Origin of the sequence: Flavobacterium noncentrifugens (genome assembly GCF_900100375.1) — a bacterium.
GTDB lineage: Bacteria > Bacteroidota > Bacteroidia > Flavobacteriales > Flavobacteriaceae > Flavobacterium > Flavobacterium noncentrifugens.
In genome coordinates, this window is the sequence record NZ_FNEZ01000002.1 from 680,858 (window position 1) to 705,859 (window position 25,002).

Sequence of the window (25,002 nt, forward strand, 5' to 3'; positions counted from 1 at the left end):
TGCTTATTTTTGACAGCATGAAAACTGCTTTCCAAAACTTACTCTACCCAAAACTAGATTTTCTTAAAGGAAAAAAACTCCTTCTCGCAACGAGCGGCGGCATCGACAGCATGGTTTTGGTTGATTTATTGCTGAAGGAAAACTTCGAAATCGCCATCGCACACTGCAATTTCCAGCTTCGCGGGATCGAGAGTTTTGAAGACCAGAAATTCATAGAAAACTTCGCCCAAAAAAACAACATTCCGGTTTTCATTACCCAATTTGATACCAAGGCTTTTGCCGAAGATTATAAACTGTCTACCCAGGTTGCGGCGCGTGAATTAAGATACAATTGGTTTTACGAACTGCTGGAAACCGAAAATTTTGATTACATTTTAACCGCTCACCACGCCGATGACAACCTCGAAACGTTCCTGATCAATTTATCACGTGGCACCGGAATTGAAGGACTAACCGGTATTCCGCAGCAAAATGAAAAAATTATCCGGCCATTATTGGCGTTCAGCCGAAATGAAATCGAAGCTTACGCCAATGAAAATCAGATCGAATGGCGCGAAGACAGTAGCAATGCATCGGATAAATATTTGCGGAATAAAGTACGCCACCACATTGTTCCGTTGTTGAAAGATTTAAATCCCGGATTTTTATCAGCATTTCAAAAAACGCAGGATTATCTGCAGCAAACGCAAGGAATGGCTGAAGATGCGGCGATTATGGTTTACCAACAAGTGGCGCAGGAAGCAAATGATGAAATTCATTTCAACCTGAAAAAGCTCAAAAAGCTGTCGAATTACCATTCGTATTTGTACCAATGGCTCAGCGAATTTGGCTTTTCTGCATGGAAAGACATTTATGCATTGGCCGACAGCCAGAGCGGAAAGCAGGTCTTTTCACCGGAATTTCGCCTGGTCAAAAACCGCGATTTCCTGATTTTATCACCATTGAAAAATCTAAAAGAAACTTCCGAGTTTTTGATTAACGAAAATACTACAGACGTTAATTTTCCTATAAAACTGTCATTTTCGAAAGTAGATTCGGTTATCGAAACATCAAATAAAACTATCTTTACGGACGTTGATAAACTGAAGTTTCCATTAATTTTGAGGCGCTGGAATGAAGGCGACGTTTTCGAGCCGTTTGGAATGGACGGAAAGTCGAAAAAAGTCAGTAAATTTTTCAAGGACGAGAAATTTTCATTGGCCGAAAAAGAAAAAACCTGGCTGCTTTGTTCTGGAAATAAAATTATCTGGATCGTTGGAAAGCGCGCGGACGAACGCTTTAAAGTTTCAGAAACTACTAAAAACATACTACAAATCGCATTGTCATAATGAAGAAAATATACTTTTTACTGCTCGCTTTTTTTGGATTGCTCCAGATGAATGCCCAAATTTTAAATCCTGTAAAATGGTCGACGCGAACCGAAAAAATCTCAGCTACCGAATTCAACCTGGTTTTCGAAGGAATTATTGAAGACGAATGGCATGTGTATTCGCAGTTTACTCCGGATGGCGGCCCGCTTCCGATGGAAATTAAATTTAAAAACGCCAAAGGCAATTTCGATTTAATCGGAAAAGCGACTGAAACCGGAACGAAAAAAGAATTTAATGACGTTTTTGGGGTTGACGAGCTTTTCTTCGCGAAGAAATTATTGATCAAACAAAAGGTAAAAATCACCAATCAGAATGGTTTTAAGATCGATGCCAATGTTGATTACCAGGTATGCAAAAGTAGTTGCATTAATGACAAGAAGAACTTCACTTTTGACATCCCGAAAATCACGGCAGCGGCAATAATTCCTGCTGCACCAGAAAAAAATACTGTTTTAAAAGATACTATTTCAATAGTTCCTGATACTGCAGCTGCACAAAAAGCAACTGCAACGGAAAAAAAATCCGTAGTTTCGGAAACCAAAATACCGCCAAAGCAACCCGAACAGCAAAAAGGATTGTTGTCTATTTTTATCATCGCGTTCCTATCTGGATTCGCTGCATTGCTGACACCCTGCGTATTTCCATTGATCCCGATGACTGTGAGCTTTTTTACTAAGCAAAGTAAAAATAAAAGAGAAGGCAAGAAAAATGCGATCATTTACGGCATTTCGATTATCGTGATTTATGTGGCGCTTGGCTTTTTCGTTTCATGGGCTTTTGGTGCAGATGCATTGAATTCACTGGCTACAAACGTGTATTTCAATATTATTTTCTTCATTCTACTGGTAATTTTCGCTGCGTCGTTCTTAGGCGCTTTTGAAATCATGCTCCCAAATTCGTGGGCAAATAAAGTTGACAAACAAGCCGATCGCGGCGGAATTTTCGGGATTTTATTCATGGCATTGGCATTGGCGATCGTATCGTTTTCATGCACCGGGCCAATTGTCGGGACGTTGTTGTTTGAAGCGGCTTCAAAAGGTGTTGTTGGGCCAATTGTGGGCATGTTCGGATTTTCATTGGCTTTAGCCTTGCCGTTTATGCTGTTTGCGATGTTTCCGGGCTGGCTAAATTCCCTGCCGAAATCGGGCGGATGGCTCAATACCGTAAAAGTATTTTTAGGATTTTTAGAATTGGCTTTGGCGTTTAAATTCTTATCGAATGCCGATTTGGTTTTGCAGATGCATTTGCTTGAAAGAGAGGTTTTCTTAGCCATTTGGATTGCGATTTTCGGAGTTTTGGCTTTGTATCTTTTTGGAAAAATTACCATGCCGCATGACAGTCCGCTGCCATTTATTTCGGTTGGAAGGTTGTTTTTAGGATTGCTGGTTTTGTCTTTTACCGTGTATTTGATTCCCGGACTTTGGGGCGCACCTTTGAAGGTGATTAGCGCTTTTCCACCTCCAATTGAGTACAGTGAAAATCCACGCGGAATTGGAAAAACAAACCAGGCAATTGGAGTTTTGCCAGAAGGCGCAGAATATGGCCCACACGACATTGTAACATTCCACGATTATGATAAAGGAATGGCCTACGCAAAATCGGTCAACAAACCGGTTATGCTGGATTTTACGGGTCATGCATGCGTAAATTGCAGGAAGATGGAAATTAATGTCTGGTCTGATAAAAGCATATTGCCGATTTTAAATACCCAAATTGTGTTGATTTCGTTATATGTTGATGAAGATATCGACTTGCCCCTGAAAGACCAATTTGTTTCAAAACTTACAGGAGAAAAAATTATAACCGTTGGCGATAAATGGACAGATTTAATGCTTTCAAAATACAAAACCAATACGCAGCCGTTGTATGTTTTAACCGATTTAGACGGCAACAGCCTTAGCGAAACGGTGAGTTATGTTGGTGTTGAAGAATACCTGAACTGGCTTAAAAGAGGAATCTCCAAATTTAAAAAATAATTAAGTACCGTCATATTTATCCAGCTTTTTCTGGATCGTGGCGGCTGAAATCCCGTGGATGAATACGGAAAGAATGATCGTGACTGCAGTCAATTCGGTCAATTTCCCGTTGTCGCTAAAATCGGCTTTGCCCAAAGCATACATTAAGTAAAATATCGATCCGATGCCACGGATTCCGTAAAACGAAAGCACAAACTTCTCAAACCGGCTTAAATCTGTCTGCGAAAGCGCAATCCAGCCGCTGATTGGGCGAATAACTAAAATGATTGCCAGCGCAATAAAAATCAAATGCCAATCCAATAAAGATTCTCTGTTTGATGCCATGTAAATTCCCATGATCACAAACAGGAATGCTACAAAAATGCGCTCGATCTCTTCGGTAAAATCATGCAGATTGTCCATGTGGTGAATGTCTTTGTCGCTGTTGCTGAAACTACATGCGGCAATGAAAACCGCGATAAATCCGTAACCGCCGCACATTTCGGTAATGGCGTAAGGCAATAATGTCAATGTTACCGATAAAATGCCACGACTGATTTTTGCCTGCTGGTTTTTATTGGTCATCGAAAAAATGAGCTTGTATAAAATCCAGCCTGAGAACAAACCGATCGCAACTCCTACGACAATTTTATAGATGATATCCGTTAAGATCCATTCTGAGATCCAGTTGTGGTAATCCATTCCTTTTGTAGCGAGAAATATGGCAAAATAGGTAAATGGAAATGCCAGTCCATCATTGATCCCAGCTTCTGAAGTCAGTGCCAAACGGGTTTTGGAAATGTCTTTTTCGCTTGGTTTTGTCGTTTGCAGATCAGCCGCAAGCACCGGATCGGTAGGTGCAATCAACGACCCGAACAAAATTGCTGCGGCAGGAGCGAGGCCAATGAACCACCAACTCAGCCATGCTGTTGCGATAATTGTTAACGGCATCGTAACCGCCAAAAGCCAAAACGAATACTTCCAGGTTTTCCACTTAAAAGGACGTTTAATTTTGAGTCCGGCATTCGTCAGCGCAATGATGGCAACGAATTCAGAGATTTTGCGGATAACCTCCACATTGTTGAGTACTGCTATAGACGAATAATTGTTCGTAAAAATATAAATGACGACCCCGATCAGCAGGTAAATGATCGGCGCGGTAATGTTTTTATTGTTTAGCAGATTGGGAACCGTTGCAGCCATAAGCGTCACAATCCCGATGATGATCAGGTGGAAATTGTATTCGTCAAATTTCAGGAGTTCCGCAAAATCCATAGGCCGCAATTTTTTTTTATTTAGAAATTACGAAAAATTTGCGGGTTGTGCTAAAATGACGGTATAATTTCGGAATATTTTGGCATTTGCAAAAAAAAAAGCCTCTCAAATGAAAGGCTCAAACTTTATTTTAAAATGTGCTGGCTCAGGATGCGGTATACTTCATTGATGTTGTCGCCGCCTTTGCCGAATTGTTTTTTGATAGGCAATTCCTGGTCTTTGATCCAGATCTTGAGTTCGGCATCCAAATCTAAAATCCCGGCACTTTCTTTAGAAAACTTAATCACATTTGTATACGGAATCGACATATAATCTACTTTCGTACCAACGAGTTGCTTTTCAACAAGGATCAATCTTTTATTTGTAAAAATGAACATGTCACGAATGACTTTGTAGGCTTTTTCAATCGACTCGCCGTCAATCAGCATTGGTTCGAATTCTTTAGCAACGTTGTCAAGATTGACTTCTGAAGCATTTCCAAGTATGGCATTAAATATTCCCATGGTAGTTTTTGTTTGGATTAATGTCCAAATTTAACATTAATTGCGGTTTTGCCTTCCCAACAAACCATTAAATTTATAATTATGATGCACATCAGCCTAAATAGTTCCGAAGCTCCGGGACTACATCGTACATTTAAATTACTTCCTTAGAATCACTTTAAAAGTCGTGCCTTCGCCTTTTATAGATTCGACCTCGATGCTGCCGTGCAATTTGTCGGCCATTTTCCTGACTGTCGAAAGTCCGAGACCAGTGCCTTTTGTATTAAAACGGTCGTTTTGCCCAAGCGTCTGGAAAACTTCAAATATCTTATCAAAATGTTTAGGATCGATGCCACAACCATTATCTGAAACGCTAATGATATTTTGCGTTTCTGTTTGGTTGAAACCAATGGTGATCAGCCCTTTTTCCTTGTCGTTGTATTTGATGCTGTTGCTGATAAGGTTGTACATGATCTGACCCAACGCAATGGTATTGGAATAAAATACAATGTTCTTTTCAGGAAGCACAAACTTAAAATCGTTCTTGATCTTCAGCAATCCGATGATGTATTTTGTGAAATCACGAAACTGGATTTCTTCTTTTTGGTCGACATCCAGATTTTCATATTTGTAGTAATTTAAAATGCCATCGACAAGTTTTTTAAGCTCTTCAGAAGATTGCGAAATGTAATCGAGCATCTGGTTTCCGTTGGCATCAATGGTACTGCCGTATTCTTCCTTAAACAGTTGCGTAAGTTGCATGATGTTATTTAAAGGCGATTTGATGTCGTGAGAAACCACCGATGAAAATTGCTCCAAATCTTTGTAACGCGATAATAATGTATTGTGGCTTTCGACGAGTTTGTCATTGTTTTTACGCAATTCCAGCAATTTTGAAACCTGATTGCCGAGTTTTTTAAGGGATTGCAACTGATGTTCATCAAGTTTTCTCGGGCGATCGTCAATTACGCAAAGGGAACCCAGGGCAAAACCATTGGCATCCAATAACGGAACGCCGGCATAGCAACTAATTGCTGGAGCGCCAACAACCAAAGGATTGTCAAAAAAACGCTTGTCTTTAGCCGCATCTTCAATTACAAAAAGTTCGTCGGGATTGTTGATGGCATGTGCACAAAAAGAATCAATTCGCGAAGTTTCATTTACACCGTCAAGCCCTACTTTCGACTTAAACCATTGGCGGTTTTCGTCTACAAGCGTGATTAAGGAAATAGGGACATTGCAGATTTCAGCGGCAAGCCGCGTAATGTCGTCAAAATCCTTTTCAGGAAGCGTGTCAAGAATTTTATAGCTCATCAGCGCATCAAGGCGCGCCTTTTCATTCTTAGGTATTTGTGGAGCAATCATTTAAGGTGGTATTTGGGGGTGCAAATATAGTAACGATTTTTAATTACAAATAGTTTCATGAAAATTTAACTCTAACAAAATTTTATTACATTCGTAATGTAAACGCCTTTTAATCAAATATCAGCCATGTTAGTAAAAGTTTTTGGAAGCGCCGTCTTTGGCGTAGAAGCTACGACCATTACCGTCGAGGTCAATATCGACAAGGGAATCGGGTATCATTTGGTAGGTTTACCCGACAATGCCATCAAAGAAAGCAGTTACCGGATTGCCGCCGCACTTAAAAATAACGGCTATTCGCTGCCGGGCAAAAAAATCACGATCAATATGGCTCCGGCCGATCTGCGAAAGGAAGGTTCAGCCTATGATTTGACACTTGCTGTAGGAATTTTAGTGGCTTCGGGCCAAATTAAATCTGAAGAAACCGACCGCTACATCATCATGGGCGAATTGTCACTCGATGGCGGATTGCAGCCCATAAAAGGCGCATTGCCCATTGCGATAAAAGCCAAAGAAGAAGGCTTTAAAGGTTTTTTCCTGCCAAAGCAAAATGCAAAAGAAGCTGCGATTGTTTCCGATTTGGATGTATACGGAATTGAAAACGTACAGGAAATTATTGATTTTTTTGAAGGAAACGGCACATTGGAGCCGACAATTTTCAATACGCGCGAAGCTTTCAACCGGGCGCTGCACTTTCCTGAATTTGATTTCAGCGATGTAAAAGGGCAAGAGAGCATTAAACGTTGTATGGAAATTGCTGCGGCAGGCGGGCACAATATTATTTTAATTGGGCCGCCAGGTTCCGGTAAAACAATGCTCGCCAAACGACTCCCGAGCATTTTGCCGCCAATGACCATTCGCGAAGCCTTGGAAACCACCAAAATCCACAGTGTCGCCGGGAAATTAAAGGAAACCGGATTGATGCATCAAAGGCCGTTTAGAAGTCCGCACCACACGATCTCAAATGTTGCGCTTGTTGGTGGTGGAAGTTATCCACAACCGGGTGAAATTTCAATGGCTCATAATGGCGTACTTTTTTTAGATGAATTGCCCGAATTTAAGCGTGATGTTTTAGAGGTCATGCGCCAGCCTTTGGAAGATCGTGAAGTCACAATTTCCCGCGCGAAATTTACCATTACATACCCTTCATCTTTTATGCTTGTGGCGAGTATGAACCCAAGTCCGGGTGGGTATTTTAACGATCCAGATGCGCCGGTATCTTCTTCGCCAAATGAAATGCAACGGTATTTAAGCAAAATTTCAGGGCCGTTATTGGATCGGATCGACATTCATATCGAAGTGACACCGGTGCCTTTTGAAAAGTTATCCGATGAACGAAGATCGGAAAACAGCCATGACATCCGCGAACGCGTGACTAGAGCAAGAGAAATACAGAGTTTGCGTTTTGCCGAAAACCAAACGGTCAATTACAATGCACAAATGAATACGAAGCAAATCAGGGAATATTGTAAACTCGATGAGCAATCTTTACAATTGTTAAAAAAAGCAATGGAACGGCTCAATTTATCGGCACGCGCTTATGACCGGATATTAAAGGTTTCCAGGACGATTGCTGATTTAGATTCATCTGAAAATGTGTTGTCGAATCATATTGCCGAAGCGATACAATACCGCAGCCTGGATCGCGAAAGCTGGCTCGGATAAATAATTTCGATTGAAATTGTAAGCCGAGTCAACAGTGAATTGCGTACTTTTGGAAATAAATTTACCTCAATGAAAATTGTTATTTCTCCTGCCAAATCACTCGATTTTGAATCGGTCTTGCCTACTGAAAAATTCACAAAAAGTGCTTTTATGGCTGACAGCCGAGCGATCAATAAAGTTATCAAGCAAAAGAAACCAAAAGAATTGTCTGAATTAATGGATATTTCCGATAAGCTTGCCGATTTAAATTGGCAACGCAATAAAAAATGGAAAACACCTTTTACCGCAGAGAATGCAAGGCCGGCGATTTATGCTTTTAATGGTGATGTGTATCAGGGTTTGGATGCTTATTCGATTCCGTTGGAAAAATTAGACGAACTGCAAAACAGCCTGCGAATCCTTTCAGGCTTGTACGGATTGTTGAAGCCGCTTGATTTAATTCAGCCCTACCGACTCGAAATGGGTACGCATCTGCCCATCGGCGAAAGCCATAATTTATACGATTACTGGAAACAAAAACTTACCAAATCCCTGAATAAAGAACTCAAAAAAGGCGAGCTTTTCATCAATTTGGCGAGCCAGGAATATTTTTCGGCAATCGATGTAAAAGCCTTGAAAGTTCCTGTCATTACGCCGGAATTCAAAGACTATAAAGATGGCAAACTCAAGATCATCAGCTTCTTTGCAAAGAAAGCGCGCGGGATGATGGTGCGCTATATCGTTGATACGAAGGTAAAAACCATCGAAGGCCTCAAAGGATTTGATTATGAAGGCTATCGTTTTGACGCCAATCTGTCGAAAGGAAATACACTTGTTTTCACACGATAATTGTAATAAACATTTTTTTTAACACACAGATGCGTTTAGAAAACGTTAAATCGCAAGTGCGTTTGCTTCAAATTATTACATTTACGACTTTAAAATAAAAACCAATGATTAGAAAAAGTTTACTGCTAACGGGTATGTTTTGCTCGCTGAGCCTTTTTGCCCAGGATGAACTCATCAAAAAAGTAATCAACAATGCTTCTTTAAGTTCAAAATTCGAATTTAAGAATGTGATCGATCTTGAGACCACTTCGGTTAAAAATCAAGGTTCTGCCGGGACTTGTTGGAGTTATTCGGGAAATTCATTCCTTGAATCCGAAATGATCCGCATGGGGAAACAACCGGTTGATTTAGCCGAAGTCTATTCAGCCAGGCAGGTTTATCTGTCAAAAGCGAGAAATTACATCCTTTTTAATGGAAATATGGGGTTAGGCGACGGCGGTGAAACACACGATGTTATGAATATGCTTCGCAAATACGGCGCGATGCCGCAAGTGGCTTACACGTATGAAGATTATGGAAAAGGCACTTTAAAAGCTGGGGATTTTCAGGACAAATTCAAAGCGATCTTAGATGCTTACATTAAAAATCCGGATCCGAAAAAAGGCGTTTCTTGGGTTTCTGACATCAACAATTACATGGATGAAAAGCTGGGAAAATTGCCTGCAACATTCAAATACAACGGTAAAGATTACAATCCGCACACTTTCGCTAAAGAAGTCATTGGCATCAATCCTGATGATTATGTGGAATTTTCATCTTATAAAGACAGTCCGTACTATCAAAAAATGGTTTTGCCTGTGCCAGACAACTGGAGTTACGACCAATTGTACAATGTTCCGATGAAAGAATTGACAGATATTATCGACAATGCATTAGCTAAAGGATTTACAGTCGCCTGGTCTTCGGATGTTTCCGAACCTTATTTCAGCTGGAGAAATGGTGTCGCGCAAGTGCCAAACTTGGATGATTTGTATAACATTACAGACGAGCAGAAAAAAACGATTTTCGACGGCCCGATCAAAGAAAAAGACGTCACCGAAGATTTAAGGCTCGAAGGATTGTACAGTTTATATACAACTGATGACCACGCGATGCAGATCGTAGGTTTGGTGAAAGACCAAAACGGAAAAGAATACTATAAAGTCAAAAACTCTTGGGGCGCATCAAATGATTACAAAGGCTATTTGTATGTGACCAAAGCATTTGTACAATTGAAATCGACTGGGATTTTGCTGAACAAAGGCGGACTTCCAAAGAATATTAAAAGCAAGCTTCACGCTTAAATAAAAAATCCCGTTACAAAACCGTAACGGGATTTTTTTTAACTAACGCTCTATAGTTTAATATTCAAACTCTTCATATTCCCGCAGGGTTTCGGCGGTCAGTTTTCGTTGGTTCACCGACAGTTCACGCATGGCTTCTACACCTTTTTTTGCACTGCGGTTGATTTTTGACAAACGCGAAGAAAACGTTTCCAATTTCTTGGCATCTGTGCTGTCGAGCTTTTGCTTGAGTTCATTTACAAAATCCATAAATTCAGGAAGCACGTTGCTGTTTTCATCATAATCAGACTTTAAATCCTCAAACGATTCTTTGATTTCTTTGCTCAGGTCATTCGAATAGTATTCGCTTTTCATCCTGAACTCCTTAATGATCTTCTTTACGTTGTTTCCGAATAATCCCATAGTAATAGCAATTAATTACGTAACTGTTTTATATTCAATCAAATATAATGAATATATAAAAACAGTTTTAATTTTTTTTAAATTATTTTGTTGTTTGTTTGTAACACCCCGAAAGTAGTGACTTTTGTGTGTACAAATATTAACTTAACAATAAGATTTCGATCAAAGCATAAAAAAACTCCGAAGGTGAATCCGGAGTTTTTGTTTAGTGCATGGCTTCAGAAAGATCGACTTTGTTTTTTCCTCGTTTAACCAGCAATATGATTGGAATGCAACACAGGAATAAGATTCCGAGGTACAGGAAAATATCCATATACGACATCACGGTACTTTGTTTGTTGACCGACATATCCAATAATTGATACGCTTTTCCAAGTGCTTCATTCGGAGTAAAACCTTTCGACATAAAACTTTGCTGCAATTGGTGTACGCGGTTTTGCACTTCAAGTTTGCTCATGTCAAGGTTTGAAACCAAATTTACGCGGTGCTCCTGGCTGAAACGCGTAATAAAGGTCGTAATGATCGCAATCCCGAAAGAACCGCCCAATTGGCGCATCATTCCGGTAAAAGCCGCGCCTTCACCAATGTGTTTTCCTTTTAAGGTCGAAAGCGCCATCGTCGTGATTGGTACGAATAACAATCCGAGGCCAATTCCTCTCATAATTAGCGGCCAGTACATATGTTCTACACCAGTATCGGGTGTGATAATGTTGTGCATCCAAAACGTAAAAACAAAGAAAACCAAGAATCCAACTGCAACCATATAAGCCTGCGGAACGCCTTTCTGAATTAAATTTCCAATGATCGGCATCATAAAAGCAGTAGTAATCGACCCGGGAATCAACAACAATCCGGCATCAGTCGCCGTCCAACCCAAAATCGACTGCGTATAAATTGGGATGACCAATGTCGATCCGTAAAGGCCGAAACCAAGAATGAAACACATTACGGTTCCAACCCGCAAATTTCCGTCTTTGAGTACTTTTAAATTCACGATCGGATGCTGGTAGGTGAGTTCGCGCCATAAAAAAGCGAGAAAACCAAGGACGCTTACAACACTTAAAATCACAATTAATTCATCGTTGAACCAATCGTCCTGCTGTCCGTGCTCGAGTACGAATTGCAAAGATCCGATGAACGAAGCAAGAAAGACAATTCCCCACCAATCGACCTGATTGGCTTTGAGCTTTTCCCCATATTTCGGACTTTTCACAAACGTCATCGTCAAAAATACCGCGATAATCCCAAGTGGAATGTTGATGTAAAAGATATAAGGCCACGAGAAATTATCGACAAGATAACCTCCGAGCGGCGGTCCTAATGTTGGCCCAACGATCACACCCATTCCGTAAATCGCTTGCGCCATTCCGCGTTTGGCAATCGGGTAACTTTCGGTGATGATCGTTTGTGCGGTCACGAGCAATGCGCCACCGCCAAGCCCTTGTACGAAACGAAAGGCGACGAGTTCCCAGATATTCGAGGCATTTCCGCAAAGAAAAGACGATACTGTAAATATGATGATCGACACCGCAAAATAATTACGCCGTCCAAATTGCTGTGAAAGCCATGAAGTCATCGGGATCACGATCACGTTTGCAATCGCATAAGCTGTAATCACCCAGGCGACATCGGTTAAAGTCGCGCCAAGGCTTCCGCGCATATCGGTCAATGCGACATTGACAATCGTGGTATCGACGATCTCGAGTAGGGCACAAAGTACAGCCGTAATCGTAATGATCACGCGCCTAAAGCCGTATTCTACCAAATCGTCATCTCCTGCTGTAGCTACTGCTGCCATGTTTTTTGAATTTGTAATTAATAATGACTAATTGTTTTGGAAACGGAAACCCTAGCCCTGATGGAAGCGGCATCCTTTTTCCCGATTCTTTAAGGGAAAAAGATACAGCGGACAGCAGGAAATAGCTTCTGAAAAAACAATTATTTCAAATGCACGTCAACATCAACGTTCATTCCCGGTCTGAGCAGTTTCATTTTTTCAGCATCATTGTTTTTGTCAAGGCTGATTTTTACAGGCAATCTCTGGATCGTTTTCACGAAGTTTCCGGTAGCATTATCAGGTGGCAATAAAGAAAATCTTGAGCCTGTAGCTGGAGAAAAAGAGGTAATTGTTCCTTCGAAATCGGTATCAGGGTAAGCATCGACTTTGATTGTCGCTTTTTGCCCGATGACCATTTTGTTCAGTTGTGTTTCCTTAAAATTCGCAATTACCCACACGTTGCTGCTGTTAATGATGTAGAATAATGATTGTCCAGGTTGTACCAATTGTCCGGTTTGGATGGCGATTTTAGAAACCTGTCCGTCAGCCGAAGCCGTAACCACAGTGTAAGATAAATTCAGGTTTGCGGCATCAAGCGCGGCTTTTGCACGGTTGATATTGGCTGCAGCCACATCGGTTTGTTTGCTCGAAACATTTGATTTGGCCTGGATCACCGATTTCTGGAAGTTGCTCGCACGCTGTTGATCCTGTAAAATTTTCAACTGGCTTTGTGCTTCTAATTTTGCAGCTTCTGCCTGTTCAAATTGTTGTTTCGTGATTGAATGGTTTTTGTAAAGGTTGTTGTAACGCTCGAAATCATTCGAAGCCAGTTTCAAACGGATTTTAGCTGTTTCAATGTTTCCACCAGCCGATTGCACATTCGCTTCAGATACCGAAACGTTTGCCTGAGCACTTCCAACATCAGCTTTTGAAACTGCAAGATTGCCTTGTGCTGCAACCAGCGCGGCTTCGGCATCAGCCAGTTTGACTACATAATCTTTGTCATCGATTGTAAATAAAGTATCTCCTTTTTTGACATAATCATTGTCTTTTACATACACTTTGGTCACATATCCGGTTACTCTTGGGATAATCGGGTTCATGTTTTTCTCGATCTGCGCATCATCGGTACCTTCGTGGGCAAGCGAGTGCACGTATTTGTAAATTCCGTAAGTCAATCCTAAAACGATCAATACTCCGAAAATCAGTATAAATTTCTTGTTGGTTTTTTTCTTTTCTTCCATGATGGGTAAATATTATTTTGTTGTAAGGTTGAATGATTGGGTCAGTTGGCCCGAGGCGTCGAGCAATTCGTAATATTTTAACACAACGTTTGCTTTGGCATAAGCAAGGTTGATCTTGGCGCTGAGATCCTCAACATCGGCTTCAAGCAAATCGTTGGTATCTGAAAGCCCGTTGTCGTATTTGTCTTTTACGATGCGGAAATTCTCATCTGCCTGGCCAACAGCTTCGGTATATACTTTATCCTGTTTCATCGACAAATCATAGCTTTCTTTGGCTTCCATGATCTGTTCTTTGATGCGGTCGGTTAAAATGGCTTTTTGCTGTTCTACTTCCTGGGCGCGGCTTTTGGCAGCTTTGACCTCTTTGCCGTTTTTAAAGATTGAAGATAAATTGTAGGACAACCCAACGCCAACATTCATCGCATTTTCTACACGAACAACGTTCTGAATGTCCATCGCGACATAACCGCCAGTCAATGAAAGTGCGGGATAATATCCGCTTTGCGCGACTTTAATTTCCGACTTGCTTGCATTTTCGAGATGGCTTAAAGCTTCCATATCTTTTCGGCTTTGTAATGCTTCTGCTTCGGTTTGTACATTAAACGAAAATAAATCGTTCTGGATGCTTTCCGGACTTACAGAAATTTGTGTTTCAGGCGAAAGTTTTAATAAAGTGACCAGATAATAATTAATAAGTCGCACGTTTTTCTCGGCATCATCCAATGACAATTGGTATTTTGAAACCTGCAGTTGCGCTTTTAATAAATCGTTTCTCGCAATAATTCCATTTTGCTCCATGGCGGTAAAATCGGTCACACGCTGTTGCCCGCTTTTGAGGCTTTCCTTGAACAATTCGACAGATTTTTGCGCTTTATATAAATCGGCATAATAGCTTACAACTTTCATTGCCGTTTCCTCTTTCGTATAACTGGCGTTTGCAAGTTCGGCTTTGTACTGACTTTCAGATGCTTTGATGCTGTTCCTGAGTTTGAAGCCCGAAAATAAGGGCATTGAAACGCTGGCTTGCCCAAACATCAATTGGTTGACTTTCGGGGTCGCCGCTGGTTCTGCATCCGGATCAGACGACGCTTCGCCTGAAGATTTCAGTTTGATGTCGGCATTTGTCAGGCGCAAATATTGTCCTGAAATTTTGACATCGGGATACTGGTTGTTTTTGACCGACGAGAGTTCGTAGCTTCTCGTCACCGATTTTGTCGTAGCAAGGCCGACTTCATCACTCTTGGAAAGCGCGATTTCGACAGCATCTTTAAGCGACAGATTGGTTTTCTGTTGTGCGTGGACGGATGAAATTCCGATAAGGAAAATTCCGAACAGCAAGAGTTTACTAAATTTCATTTATTAAAAGGGCTTTGATGGTTTGTTTAATGTGTTTTGTTAAGTCGGTTTTGATGTAATTGTCGAAGGCTTCATCGGTTCTCAAATCGAGAAGTTCTTCAAAATACGGGCGGTTCATCTGAAAATGGAAAAACGTTCCAAGTATCGTTGGCGGAAGCAAAATCACGTTGATGTCTTTTTTGAAAATGCCTTTTTCCTGGCCTTCGGTAATGATTTTTTCGAGTGAGATCAAATTCTGGCGTTTGACTTCTGTAAAAGATTTGATGTCAACGGCACGTTTTTTATTCGACAGTTCGAAATGCAGGATTTGATAAATGCATTTGTTTTTGTTGATGCGGGTAATGTATAAATCGATGAGTTTGTTGATTTTTTCCATCGGCTCAATGGCTTCCTGATACAGGTTTTCAAGCTGCATTTTAAGGTCGGAAGTACGGAAATAAATCAGGGATTCAAGCATTTTTTCCTTCGATCCGAAATAATACGAAACCATTGCAATGTTAATTTTCGCGTCTTTTGAAATGTTCCGTATCGATGTTCCGTCAAAGCCTTTCTCTGCAAAAAGCTTTTCAGCTACGAGCAGAATCCGGATTTGTTTGTCATTTAAGTCTAACGTCATGGTATGATTTTAAATCGGACACAAAGTTAAACGATTGTTTAATTCAAACGTTTGTTTAATTTTCCTTTAACGTAATATTAACATAAAACGTTTTCGAGTGTTTTGGGCGGATTTTTATTGAACGCAGATGACCAAGATTTTACAAGTTTGCGCTAAATAATAATTGAAAAAAACGCGCCTTATAATTATCGCAAACAAAAGAAATCTTCATTCATCTGCATTCCAATTTAAAATAAACGAATCCCGGAAATAAAAGAATCGATTTTAGAAATCCCGTTTTTAGTCAAATGCTTCACAAAAGCGCTTCCGATAATTGCTCCTGAAGTTGCTTTCGTCGCCTGTTCAAATGTTTTTTTGTTGTTGATCCCAAAGCCAACGATCAGCGGGTTTTTGAGATTCATTTCAGAAATGCGCTTAAAATAATTCGTCTGGATTTCACTAAAACCATCCGAACTTCCAGTCACGCTCGAAGACGAAACCATGTAAATAAATCCGTTAGAAATGCTGTCGATAAAACGTATGCGTTCGTCAGAAGTTTGCGGCGTAATCAGGAAAACATTGGTCAAACCAAATTTTTCAAAAGTGGATTTGTATTCTTTTTCGTAGATATCGACCGGAAGATCGGGTATAATCAGTCCGTCAATTCCGGTTTCTGAACATTTCCTGCAAAATTCGGCCACGCCAAATTGCAGTATCGGATTAAAATAACCCATGATCAGCAACGGAATCTGAATGCTTTCGCGAATGGTACGCAGTTGCTCAAAAAGCAATTTTGTTGTCATGCCGTTTTGCAATGCTGCAGTCGAACTTGCCTGAATTGTTGGGCCATCGGCCAATGGATCGCTGAATGGCAATCCGATTTCGATCATGTCGACGCCGCTTTTTTCGAGTTCCTGAATAATCGAAACCGTATCATTAATTTTTGGATAACCTGCGGTGAAGTAGATGGAAAGCAGTTTTTTATTTTGGGATAATTTATTTTGAATGCGATTCATATTATTGCGTGTTTGTGTGCGTTAGGGATAGTAGTGGAAATCCTTTTTGTTTTTGAAATTACAATCTATTTAGAACCATCTTTCAAACAAAAAGATTGAAACGCATAGCCCGACCTTTAGGTAACGCCCAATTATAATTTAAAATAATCAATATACGTATTCAGATCCTTGTCGCCGCGGCCAGACAAACTGATCACGACAACATCGTCAGGCTTAAACGGTTTTTTATCTAAAACAGCGAACGCATGCGCGCTTTCAATGGCCGGAATAATGCCTTCGGTTTTTGCGAGTTCGAGTCCGGATTGCATTGCTTCATCGTCAGTGATCGCAAGGAATTCAGCGCGTTTGGTTTGGTATAAATTCGCATGCATCGGCCCAACGCCAGGATAATCGAGCCCGGCAGAAATTGAATACGGTTCTGTGATCTGGCCGTCGGGACTTTGCATCAATAAGGTTTTACTTCCGTGGATAATCCCGACTTTTCCAAGTACCGAAGTTGCAGCGCTTTCACCCGAATGTATGCCTTTTCCGGCAGCTTCAACCGCAATTAATTTGACGTTTTCATTGTCTAAAAAATGATAAAAAGCCCCGGCAGCATTGCTTCCGCCGCCTACGCAGGCGATTACATAATCGGGATTTTCACGGCCTTCTTTTTCGAGCAATTGTTTTTGGATCTCGTCAGAAATGACCGACTGGAATTTGGCGACCATATCAGGATATGGATGCGGCCCAACGACCGATCCGATGATGTAATACGTGTCAATCGGATTGTTGATCCAGTCGCGGATCGCTTCATTCGTCGCGTCTTTTAAGGTTTTCGAACCTGAAGTTGCTGGGCGGACTTCCGCGCCAAGCATTTTCATCCTAGCAACATTTGGCGACTGTCTTTTGATGTCGATTTCACCCATGTAAACGATGCATTGCAAACCCATCAAAGCGCACACGGTTGCAGTTGCCACGCCGTGTTGCCCGGCTCCGGTTTCAGCGATAATCCGTGTTTTTCCAAGGTGTTTTGCCATTAAAATCTGCCCGATCGTATTGTTGATTTTATGTGCGCCGGTATGGCATAGATCTTCGCGTTTCAGGTAAATTTTGGTGTTGTACTTTTTGGATAAGCGTTCGGCAAAATAGAGCGGAGTGGGGCGGCCTGCAAAATCGCGCAGCAAATTTTCAAATTCGGTTTTAAACGAAGTTTCGTTGCTGATTTTAAGGTAGTTTTGACGCAATTCCTCGACATTGGCATAAAGCATTTCGGGAATGAAGGCACCGCCAAACTCACCGTAGAATCCGTTTTTATCAATATTGTAGGTCATAATTTTGCTTTGAATTGTTTGATTGATCCAATGTTTTTTAATCCTGGTTCTGTTTCGAATTTGCTGTTGATGTCGATCGCATAAATGGGCAGGTTAAGATTTTTGATTTCTTCAATTTCATTCACTCCGATGCCGCCGCTGAGGAAAAACGGTTTTTCGGAGTTGTAATTTTTTAGGATTTGCCAGTTGAATTTGCTGCCGTTTCCACCGGGCAATTTGCCTTTGGTATCGAATAAAAAATAATTGGCGACAGCTTCAAAAGGTTTTAAATCCTCAAAATTAAAATCATTTTCAATGGAAAAAACTTTGATGATTTTGATATTTTGCTTTTGCAATTCGGAACAATATTCGGTAGATTCGTTTCCATGTAACTGTACAATTTGCAATTGGTACTTCTGGATCTTATCGATGACAATTTCGATTCTTTCATTTACGAAAACACCTACTTTTTGAATGCTTTCAGGCAATTTTGGAATGTCGCCATCAAAATATCTGACCGACTTTTCCCAGAAGATAAAACCCATGAAATCGGGAAGCAATTCACTTGCTTCAGCAATATTTTCAGGATATTTCATGCCGCATATTTTGAGTTTCATTACCATTTTTTTTAACCATTAAGGCATTAAGGTTCATTAAGTGCAAATTTTGCATTTCATTTTCTTTTTTTTAAACAATTAAGGCATTAAGTCCAATCTTAATGAACCTTAATGCCTTAATGGTTCCATGAATTTTTTTAAACTTTCACCCGGATTTTCAGTTTTCATAAAGTTTTCACCGATTAAAAAACCTTCAAAACCGTAGTTTTTTAAATCTTTAATCGCTTCAATACTACTGATTCCGCTTTCGGAAACTTTGACAAAATCGGAAGGGATTTTATAGGAAAGTGCTTTGCTGATGTCAAGGCCGACTTCGAAATTCTTGAGGTTTCTATTGTTCACGCCAATCATGTCAAGGCTTGACATGATTGTTTTTTCAAGTTCTTCTTCACTGTGCACTTCCAATAAAACTTCCAATGCGAGCGATTGTGCAAACTCAGATAAATTCTTGATTTCATCACGAGTCAAAACAGCGGCGATCAACAAAATGACATCGGCGCCAAAAGCTTTTGCTTCTAAAATCTGGTATTCGTCAACAATGAATTCTTTTCGGAGCAAAGGCACATTCACTGCGGCTTTCGCCAACAACAAATCGTCGAGCGAACCGCCAAAATATTTACCATCAGTTAAAACTGAAATTCCGCCAGCACCAGCGCGTTCATAACCTTGCGTAACTTCTTCAACTGAAATACTATAATTGATTTCACCTTTCGACGGCGAACGGCGTTTGAATTCAGCTATTATTCCGCACGGGCTGCTTCTTAAATTCTTGCTCATAGAGACCGTTCGTCCTCCAAATAAAACCGAATTTTCAAGCTGGGAAACCGGAATGATCGATTTTTTGAGGATGATTTCCCGTTTTTTATCGGCGATGATGTTGCTTAAAATGTCCATAATTATGCGCTGAGTTGTTGTAATTTTTTGAGGTTTTGCAATGCTTTTCCAGATGATAATGTTTCTTTAGCGGTTTCAAATCCTTCTGTAATGCTGCAGTTTTTCATCATTGAAATGGCCATCGCAGCATTGGCACAAACTACGTTTCGTTGTGCTTTCGTGCCATTTCCGGAAAGGATTTCCATAAACATTTTAGCCGATTCTTCGATGGTTTTTCCGCCTTCAATTTCCCTTTGCTGCAATTTGCTGACTCCGAAATCTTCTGGTTTGAGCATCGCTTCAGTTTTGTTTGAAATAATCTTTGTGTTTCCGGTCAGCGAGATTTCGTCATAACCGTCAAGGCTGTGTAAAATCGAAAAATTTCTGTCGGTATTCTGATACAAATAGGCATACATTCTTGCCAATTCGAGATTGAAAACGCCAACCAATTGATTCTTCGGAAACGACGGATTGACCATGGGCCCGAGTAAATTGAAAAATGTTTTTACAGCCAGTTCTTTCCTGATTGGCGCAACATTTTTCATCGCCGGATGAAACAGCGGCGCATGTAAAATGCAGATATTTGCTTCTTCAATGCACCTTTTTAAGAAATTTTCGTCATTGCTAAACTTTACGCCCAAAGTTTCCATGACGTTGCTCGATCCGGAAATTGATGAAACGCCGTAATTGCCGTGTTTGGCAACCTTAATTCCGCTGCCGGCCGTGATAAATGACGCCAATGTCGAAATGTTGAACGTGTCTTTTCCGTCGCCGCCGGTTCCGCAAAGATCGATGGTATTGTAATCGGATAGATCAATGGGAACGCAGAGTTCGAGCAGCGCTTCGCGAAATCCCGAAAGCTCGTCAATTGTGATGTTTCGCATCATGTAAACCGTTAGGAAACTGGCGATTTGGCTGTGATTGTATTGTCCGTTTGACATGTTGACCAGAACTTCTTTGGCTTCGGATTTCGATAATATTTCGTGATTGATTAACCTGTTGAGAATTGTTTTCATTGGAATTTTATTAGCCGGTAAGGCACTGATTGGCTGAAGTTTTTTGGATTTTCAATTTAGGAATTCAGCCAGTTTTCTAAAATCTTTTTTCCATTTGGTGTCAACACGCTTTCAGGATGAAACTGTACGCCGCGAATGTCCAGTGTTTTGTGCCGCAATGACATGATCTGACCGTTTTCGTCAATTGACGTAACTTCTAAGGATTCTGGAAAATCTTCGGTATTGACCACCCAGGAATGGTAACGTCCGACTTCGATTTCACTTTCCAACCCCGAAAAAAGCAATTCGTCTGACACGGTAATTTTGATTTTGGTTGCGATGCCATGGTAGACTTTTTCAAGATTGGACAAACTTCCGCCAAAAACTTCCCCAATCGCCTGTTGCCCAAGGCAAACACCTAAAATGCTTTTGGTTTTTGCAAATGTTTTGACGACCTCTTTGAGCAAGCCGGCCTCGTCAGGAATTCCCGGACCTGGAGAAAGTACGATCTTGTCAAAATCTTCGAGTTCGTCGAGCTCAAATTCGTCGTTTCTAAAAACCGTTACTTCACCATTCAAATCTTCGAGATAATGAACGAGATTATATGTAAAACTGTCGTAATTGTCGATGACTGCTATTTTTTTCATGTTTTTATTTTTTGCTGTGAAGGCACTAGTTTGAGCTTTGCTACTTTGCTACTTTGCTACTTTTTCTAAATATTCTCTGCCAAATCCAACGCTTTATTAAGCGCGCCTAATTTATTATAAACTTCCTGTAATTCGTTTTGTTCGTTTGAATTTGCCACAATTCCGGCACCGGCCTGATAATGCAATTCGTGGTTTTTGCTCAGAAATGTCCGGATCATGATTGCATGGTTGAAATTTCCTTCAAAGTCCATAAAACCGATTGCGCCGCCATAGAAATCTCGGTTCGTTTTTTCAATATTTTCAATCAATTGCATCGCTTTGTGTTTTGGAGCGCCTGATAAAGTCCCGGCAGGAAATGTATTGGCAACAACCTGCATCGTGTTGGCGCCTTCGTGCAATTGTCCGCTGACTTTTGAAACCAGATGAATCACATGTGAAAAATATTGCACTTCGCGGTATTTGTTGACTGTTACATGATGCGCATTCCGGCTCAGGTCATTTCGGGCGAGATCAACGAGCATGACATGTTCGGCATTTTCTTTTTGATCTTCGGATAATTGTTTGGCGAGAACAGCATCTTGTTCATCGTTTCCGGTGCGTTTGAAAGTTCCGGCAATTGGGTGGATTTCGGCAATGCGGTTTTTGACGATCAGTTGCGCTTCTGGCGAAGAACCGAAAATCTTGAAATCACCATAATCAAAAAAGAATAAGTATGGCGACGGATTAATGCTTCGCAAAGCACGATACACATTGAATTCGTCACCTTTGAAACCTTGGGAGAAACGTCTGGAAAGCACCAGTTGAAATACGTCGCCGCGGTGGCAGTGTTTTTTTGCGAGGACGACATTTTCGAGGAATTTGGTATCGGTTAAATTTGAGGTTGCATTTCCGTCTTTGCGGAATTGGTACGATGGAAGATTCCGCGTTTGTAAGAGTTGCTCGATTTCAGAAATGTTGTTGGATTTGTCAATGCTGTGGCAGAAAATATACGCTTCGTTTTTGAAATGGTTGATTGCGATGATGTTTTGGTAAACGGCATAATACACATCGGGAATATTCAGGTTCTGGTGTTTTTTTGCGATGTTTATTTTTTCGAAATAACGAACAGCATCGTAAGCAATGTAACCGAATAAGCCATTGTTGATGAATTTGAAATCGCTTTTGTCTGATTCGAATTCGGAGGCAAATTGCTGGATTTCGTGTGGGATATTTGTTTCGCTGCTAATATTTCTCACTTCCGAAACGCCGTTAGGAAAGGTTTTGTAAATCGTTTCGTTTTCGATTTTGATCGACGCAACCGGGTTGCAGCAGATGTACGAGAAACTGTTGTCGCTTGCATGGTAATCGCTGCTTTCTAGCAATAAGCTGTTTGGAAATTTATCCCGGATCTTCAAATAAACACTGACCGGTGTGATCGTATCAGCGAGGATTTGCTTGAATTGCGTATGTAAATGATATTTTTCCAATGTGAGTGATTTTAAGTTTGGGCAATAAAAAAAGGCTTGTCGTGATTGACAAGCCTTTTCGGATATTTAGATTTTAAAATATACTTATAGCAGACTGTTCACGACATTTGACGTAAATTGTTCCACCACCAGCTATTGTTTAAAATTGTGTTCATGATCTTTTTGTGTTTTACAAATGTAGGAATTAAATTGAAAGTTGGAATTTTATTTTTATTTTTTTTACCTCTTGTTGTCATTTAGACGGCTAACTTGTCATATACGCTGCGAAAAATCTTCCGGTTGAATCGACGTTGCGAGAAGGATGGAAGTATTTAAAATTAAAAGGAGGACAGCCAGTGGCTGTTAGGTATTTTTCATGATTTTGCAAATTTCCAAACTCTTTAATTTCACAATCAATTGCGAGAAGGATGGAAGTGGAAATCCTTTTTAAAATGCAGTGCAGCGGAATTTAAAAAGATTGAAACGTACAGCCTGACCCAACGGGACTCGCCAAAATTAAAAATACAATTGTACTTTAAGGTCAAATTCGTCATAGATCGTGCGGTCGCCAAGATCGTCGAAAAAGCTGCCCGAACCATATTGAATGCCGAATTTGGTGCGGTCGACAGAAAACTCAGTTGCTGCCATTTTACCTTTTACGATAAGCTCGAATTTGACTGGATTGGTTTTGCCTTTGACGGTCATATCAGCGGTAACAGTATAGACGTTTGGTGATTTTTCGCCTATGGTTTTAAAGACGAGTTTTGCTGTTTTATATTCATCGGTATTAAAAAAATCGCCTGATTTGAGATGGGTTTCGAGTTTGGTTTTTCCGCCATCGGACTGGTCGGTGTTTGTGAGTGTGGTCATATCGGCAGTAAAACTTCCGCCCACGATTTTTTTGTTTTTGAATACGAGCGCGCCGTCTTTAAAATTGATTGTTCCGCTGTGTTCGCCCGTAACTTTTTTACCAGTCCAGGTGATGCTGCTTTTTTTGAGATCAATTGCTTTTGTTTGTGCGGAAAACGTCAGAGTGGCGAGGAATGCCAATAAGACAAAGGTGATTTTTTTCATTTGTTGCTATTTTAAATTAGGATTCAGTGGCCATCTTTTGAAAATACTGGAAATGAAAGTGCGTGGAAAACTGTGATGGTGTAATAAAGTTACGAAAAAAAGCGTCAGATTTTATTTAATGTCTGATAATTAATGTTTTAACTGCGGATTTTATAAAATAAAAAAAGCCCGGTAATTGCTTACCGGGCTTTTGCTTGCATAGCAATTTTTTGAGATTTAGAATTGCAAGCTAACCGTTAAATCGAAGTTGTCGTTGATGGTTTTGTCTCCAAGGCCTTCAAAAAAGCTTCCTGATCCGTATTTGATGTCGTATTTTGTTCTGTCAACAGAGAAAGTCGTAGTTGCAGTATTTCCTTTTACAGTGATGTCAAAAGTGACAGGATTTGTTTTTTCCTTGATCGTTAAATCGGCAGTCACCGTGTAAGTTCCTGCAGTTTTACCGGCAGCGATCGTTTTGAAAACCAATTTAGACGTGGCATATTTTGCAGTTCCGAAGAAATCATCTGCTTTTAAGTGGCCTTCTAATTTTTCTTTTCCTTGGTCAGCTGTTAAATCTGTTACTGCAATCGAGTTCATATCTACTGTAAAAGATCCGCCTTTTAGTTTTTTTCCGTCGAATACCAAAGCACCGTCTTTTAGGTTTACAGTTCCCGTATGTTGTCCGGTTACTTTTTTACCTACCCATGAGATTTTGCTTTTTGCTACGTCTACTTTTTTGGTCTGAGCTGTTGCAACTGTTGTTGATGCTGCTACTAATAATGCGATTGCGATTGTTTTTAAATTCTTCATTGTATTAAATTGATTTAGTTAAGATTATAAATTGATAAATAATTCCTCGTTGGATTTTCTGACTTTTTTGTGGTGCTGTATAGCGTCTTCGTCATGGCGGTAACCGATTACTGCGATTACTGTGGCATGCAAGCCTTGTTCTGTCAGACCTAAGATTTCATCGAATTGCCCTGGATTGAAACCTTCCATTGGCGTTGCGTCAATGTGTAATGTTGCCGCTGCATTGAGTAAATTTCCAAGTGCCAAATAGGTTTGTTTCGCCGACCAATTATCCCTTGCCTCCAATGGCAGTGGCGAAATGCTCGATTTCATCATGTTGCTGTAGCCTTCAAGATTTTCTACAGCAAGTGAGCGGGTGTTTGCAATGTTGTTGATGTAAGAATCGATTTCCGGATTTCCAAAATCGGTGATGCTTGCAAAAACGACAAGTTGCGAGGCGTCGGTGATTTGTGTTTGTCCGTAAGCCGCAGCTTTGAGTTTTTCACGCAATTCCGTATTTTCAATGAACAAGACTTTATAAGGTTGTAACCCATAAGCCGATGGACTCAAACGGATTGCTTCTTTTAAAGTTTGCAAGTCTTCAGCCGATACTTTTTTCGAAGCATCATACTTTTTAACGGCATAACGCCAGTTAAGGTTTTCAATATGGTTTGACATTTT

Annotated in this window: 23 protein-coding genes; 5 read left to right on the forward strand and 18 right to left on the reverse strand. The window is 40.5% G+C overall.

Annotated elements, in window-relative coordinates; all coding sequences use genetic code 11:
- The first annotated feature begins 17 nt into the window (after window positions 1-17).
- Both tilS and BLS32_RS07740 read left to right on the forward strand, forming a co-directional pair.
- Window positions 18-1,328, forward strand: a complete 1,311-nt coding sequence (tilS, locus tag BLS32_RS07735) for a tRNA lysidine(34) synthetase TilS (protein ID WP_091393665.1) — start codon at window positions 18-20, stop codon at window positions 1,326-1,328.
- Window positions 1,328-3,346 (forward strand): protein-disulfide reductase DsbD family protein, encoded by a 2,019-nt coding sequence (locus BLS32_RS07740; RefSeq protein ID WP_091393668.1) that lies wholly within the window; start codon window positions 1,328-1,330, stop codon window positions 3,344-3,346. The genes tilS and BLS32_RS07740 overlap by 1 nt, the downstream gene beginning before the upstream one ends.
- Here the strand turns inward: BLS32_RS07740 and BLS32_RS07745 are convergent, their stop codons facing one another.
- From BLS32_RS07745 to BLS32_RS07755, 3 genes are all read right to left on the reverse strand, one after another.
- Window positions 3,347-4,600 (reverse strand): cation:proton antiporter, encoded by a 1,254-nt coding sequence (locus BLS32_RS07745; protein ID WP_091393672.1) that lies wholly within the window; start codon window positions 4,598-4,600, stop codon window positions 3,347-3,349.
- Between the two features lie 125 nt (window positions 4,601-4,725).
- Complete coding sequence (locus BLS32_RS07750; RefSeq protein ID WP_091393675.1) at window positions 4,726-5,103, reverse strand: PH domain-containing protein; 378 nt, start codon at window positions 5,101-5,103, stop codon at window positions 4,726-4,728.
- Window positions 5,104-5,241: 138 nt separating this feature from the next.
- The gene (locus BLS32_RS07755; protein WP_091393678.1) at window positions 5,242-6,447 is read right to left on the reverse strand and encodes a sensor histidine kinase; all 1,206 of its coding nucleotides are present in this window, start codon (window positions 6,445-6,447) and stop codon (window positions 5,242-5,244) included.
- A gap of 126 nt (window positions 6,448-6,573) precedes the next feature.
- Between BLS32_RS07755 and BLS32_RS07760 the strand changes: the two genes are divergently transcribed.
- From BLS32_RS07760 to BLS32_RS07770, 3 genes are all read left to right on the forward strand, one after another.
- Entirely contained in the window at window positions 6,574-8,109 is a 1,536-nt protein-coding gene (locus tag BLS32_RS07760) for a YifB family Mg chelatase-like AAA ATPase (protein ID WP_091393681.1), read from the forward strand.
- A 69-nt stretch (window positions 8,110-8,178) separates the two neighbouring features.
- Window positions 8,179-8,937 (forward strand): peroxide stress protein YaaA, encoded by a 759-nt coding sequence (gene yaaA, locus BLS32_RS07765; RefSeq protein ID WP_091393684.1) that lies wholly within the window; start codon window positions 8,179-8,181, stop codon window positions 8,935-8,937.
- Window positions 8,938-9,041: 104 nt separating this feature from the next.
- Entirely contained in the window at window positions 9,042-10,220 is a 1,179-nt protein-coding gene (locus tag BLS32_RS07770; protein WP_091393688.1) for a C1 family peptidase, read from the forward strand.
- Window positions 10,221-10,277: 57 nt separating this feature from the next.
- Here the strand turns inward: BLS32_RS07770 and BLS32_RS07775 are convergent, their stop codons facing one another.
- From BLS32_RS07775 to BLS32_RS07845, 15 genes are all read right to left on the reverse strand, one after another.
- Window positions 10,278-10,622 (reverse strand): hypothetical protein, encoded by a 345-nt coding sequence (locus BLS32_RS07775; RefSeq protein WP_091393691.1) that lies wholly within the window; start codon window positions 10,620-10,622, stop codon window positions 10,278-10,280.
- 205 nt (window positions 10,623-10,827) lie between these two features.
- On the reverse strand, window positions 10,828-12,420 hold the full coding sequence (locus tag BLS32_RS07780) for an MDR family MFS transporter (RefSeq protein WP_091393694.1): 1,593 nt from the start codon (window positions 12,418-12,420) through the stop codon (window positions 10,828-10,830).
- A 140-nt stretch (window positions 12,421-12,560) separates the two neighbouring features.
- Window positions 12,561-13,643, reverse strand: a complete 1,083-nt coding sequence (locus tag BLS32_RS07785; protein ID WP_091393697.1) for an HlyD family secretion protein — start codon at window positions 13,641-13,643, stop codon at window positions 12,561-12,563.
- Window positions 13,644-13,655: 12 nt separating this feature from the next.
- Window positions 13,656-14,999: a TolC family protein gene (locus BLS32_RS07790; protein WP_091393700.1), complete on the reverse strand. Its 1,344-nt coding sequence runs from the start codon at window positions 14,997-14,999 to the stop codon at window positions 13,656-13,658.
- Entirely contained in the window at window positions 14,989-15,615 is a 627-nt protein-coding gene (locus BLS32_RS07795; protein WP_091393702.1) for a TetR family transcriptional regulator, read from the reverse strand. The genes BLS32_RS07790 and BLS32_RS07795 overlap by 11 nt, the downstream gene beginning before the upstream one ends.
- A gap of 227 nt (window positions 15,616-15,842) precedes the next feature.
- On the reverse strand, window positions 15,843-16,610 hold the full coding sequence (trpA, locus tag BLS32_RS07800; protein WP_091393705.1) for a tryptophan synthase subunit alpha: 768 nt from the start codon (window positions 16,608-16,610) through the stop codon (window positions 15,843-15,845).
- 131 nt (window positions 16,611-16,741) lie between these two features.
- Window positions 16,742-17,923: a tryptophan synthase subunit beta gene (gene trpB / locus BLS32_RS07805; protein WP_091393708.1), complete on the reverse strand. Its 1,182-nt coding sequence runs from the start codon at window positions 17,921-17,923 to the stop codon at window positions 16,742-16,744.
- Window positions 17,920-18,519 (reverse strand): phosphoribosylanthranilate isomerase, encoded by a 600-nt coding sequence (locus tag BLS32_RS07810; RefSeq protein ID WP_091393711.1) that lies wholly within the window; start codon window positions 18,517-18,519, stop codon window positions 17,920-17,922. Before BLS32_RS07810 ends, trpB begins: the two co-directional genes overlap by 4 nt.
- Window positions 18,520-18,627: 108 nt before the next feature.
- Window positions 18,628-19,413, reverse strand: coding sequence for an indole-3-glycerol phosphate synthase TrpC (gene trpC / locus BLS32_RS07815; RefSeq protein WP_091393714.1), 786 nt, complete (start codon window positions 19,411-19,413; stop codon window positions 18,628-18,630).
- 2 nt (window positions 19,414-19,415) lie between these two features.
- A complete protein-coding gene (gene trpD, locus BLS32_RS07820) occupies window positions 19,416-20,408 on the reverse strand; it encodes an anthranilate phosphoribosyltransferase (protein WP_091393717.1) in 993 nt (330 codons plus the stop codon).
- Window positions 20,409-20,464: 56 nt separating this feature from the next.
- Complete coding sequence (locus tag BLS32_RS07825) at window positions 20,465-21,034, reverse strand: anthranilate synthase component II (RefSeq protein WP_091393722.1); 570 nt, start codon at window positions 21,032-21,034, stop codon at window positions 20,465-20,467.
- A 65-nt stretch (window positions 21,035-21,099) separates the two neighbouring features.
- Window positions 21,100-22,500, reverse strand: coding sequence for an anthranilate synthase component I family protein (locus BLS32_RS07830; protein WP_091393727.1), 1,401 nt, complete (start codon window positions 22,498-22,500; stop codon window positions 21,100-21,102).
- A gap of 495 nt (window positions 22,501-22,995) precedes the next feature.
- The gene (locus BLS32_RS07835; RefSeq protein WP_091393729.1) at window positions 22,996-23,553 is read right to left on the reverse strand and encodes a YceI family protein; all 558 of its coding nucleotides are present in this window, start codon (window positions 23,551-23,553) and stop codon (window positions 22,996-22,998) included.
- Between the two features lie 216 nt (window positions 23,554-23,769).
- Window positions 23,770-24,342, reverse strand: a complete 573-nt coding sequence (locus tag BLS32_RS07840; protein ID WP_091393732.1) for a YceI family protein — start codon at window positions 24,340-24,342, stop codon at window positions 23,770-23,772.
- A 24-nt stretch (window positions 24,343-24,366) separates the two neighbouring features.
- On the reverse strand, window positions 24,367-24,999 hold the full coding sequence (locus tag BLS32_RS07845) for an NAD(P)H-dependent oxidoreductase (RefSeq protein WP_091393734.1): 633 nt from the start codon (window positions 24,997-24,999) through the stop codon (window positions 24,367-24,369).
- Between the last annotated feature and the right edge of the window lie 3 nt (window positions 25,000-25,002).

Coding starts and splice junctions, on each gene's coding strand:
- tilS (WP_091393665.1), top strand. CDS start 18: ATGAAAACTGCTTTCCAAAACTTACTCTACCCAAAACTAGATTTTCTT.
- BLS32_RS07740 (WP_091393668.1), top strand. CDS start 1,328: ATGAAGAAAATATACTTTTTACTGCTCGCTTTTTTTGGATTGCTCCAG.
- BLS32_RS07745 (WP_091393672.1), bottom strand. CDS start 4,600: ATGGATTTTGCGGAACTCCTGAAATTTGACGAATACAATTTCCACCTG.
- BLS32_RS07750 (WP_091393675.1), bottom strand. CDS start 5,103: ATGGGAATATTTAATGCCATACTTGGAAATGCTTCAGAAGTCAATCTT.
- BLS32_RS07755 (WP_091393678.1), bottom strand. CDS start 6,447: ATGATTGCTCCACAAATACCTAAGAATGAAAAGGCGCGCCTTGATGCG.
- BLS32_RS07760 (WP_091393681.1), top strand. CDS start 6,574: ATGTTAGTAAAAGTTTTTGGAAGCGCCGTCTTTGGCGTAGAAGCTACG.
- yaaA (WP_091393684.1), top strand. CDS start 8,179: ATGAAAATTGTTATTTCTCCTGCCAAATCACTCGATTTTGAATCGGTC.
- BLS32_RS07770 (WP_091393688.1), top strand. CDS start 9,042: ATGATTAGAAAAAGTTTACTGCTAACGGGTATGTTTTGCTCGCTGAGC.
- BLS32_RS07775 (WP_091393691.1), bottom strand. CDS start 10,622: ATGGGATTATTCGGAAACAACGTAAAGAAGATCATTAAGGAGTTCAGG.
- BLS32_RS07780 (WP_091393694.1), bottom strand. CDS start 12,420: ATGGCAGCAGTAGCTACAGCAGGAGATGACGATTTGGTAGAATACGGC.
- BLS32_RS07785 (WP_091393697.1), bottom strand. CDS start 13,643: ATGGAAGAAAAGAAAAAAACCAACAAGAAATTTATACTGATTTTCGGA.
- BLS32_RS07790 (WP_091393700.1), bottom strand. CDS start 14,999: ATGAAATTTAGTAAACTCTTGCTGTTCGGAATTTTCCTTATCGGAATT.
- BLS32_RS07795 (WP_091393702.1), bottom strand. CDS start 15,615: ATGACGTTAGACTTAAATGACAAACAAATCCGGATTCTGCTCGTAGCT.
- trpA (WP_091393705.1), bottom strand. CDS start 16,610: ATGAATCGCATTCAAAATAAATTATCCCAAAATAAAAAACTGCTTTCC.
- trpB (WP_091393708.1), bottom strand. CDS start 17,923: ATGACCTACAATATTGATAAAAACGGATTCTACGGTGAGTTTGGCGGT.
- BLS32_RS07810 (WP_091393711.1), bottom strand. CDS start 18,519: ATGAAACTCAAAATATGCGGCATGAAATATCCTGAAAATATTGCTGAA.
- trpC (WP_091393714.1), bottom strand. CDS start 19,413: ATGGACATTTTAAGCAACATCATCGCCGATAAAAAACGGGAAATCATC.
- trpD (WP_091393717.1), bottom strand. CDS start 20,408: ATGAAAACAATTCTCAACAGGTTAATCAATCACGAAATATTATCGAAA.
- BLS32_RS07825 (WP_091393722.1), bottom strand. CDS start 21,034: ATGAAAAAAATAGCAGTCATCGACAATTACGACAGTTTTACATATAAT.
- BLS32_RS07835 (WP_091393729.1), bottom strand. CDS start 23,553: ATGAAAAAAATCACCTTTGTCTTATTGGCATTCCTCGCCACTCTGACG.
- BLS32_RS07840 (WP_091393732.1), bottom strand. CDS start 24,342: ATGAAGAATTTAAAAACAATCGCAATCGCATTATTAGTAGCAGCATCA.
- BLS32_RS07845 (WP_091393734.1), bottom strand. CDS start 24,999: ATGTCAAACCATATTGAAAACCTTAACTGGCGTTATGCCGTTAAAAAG.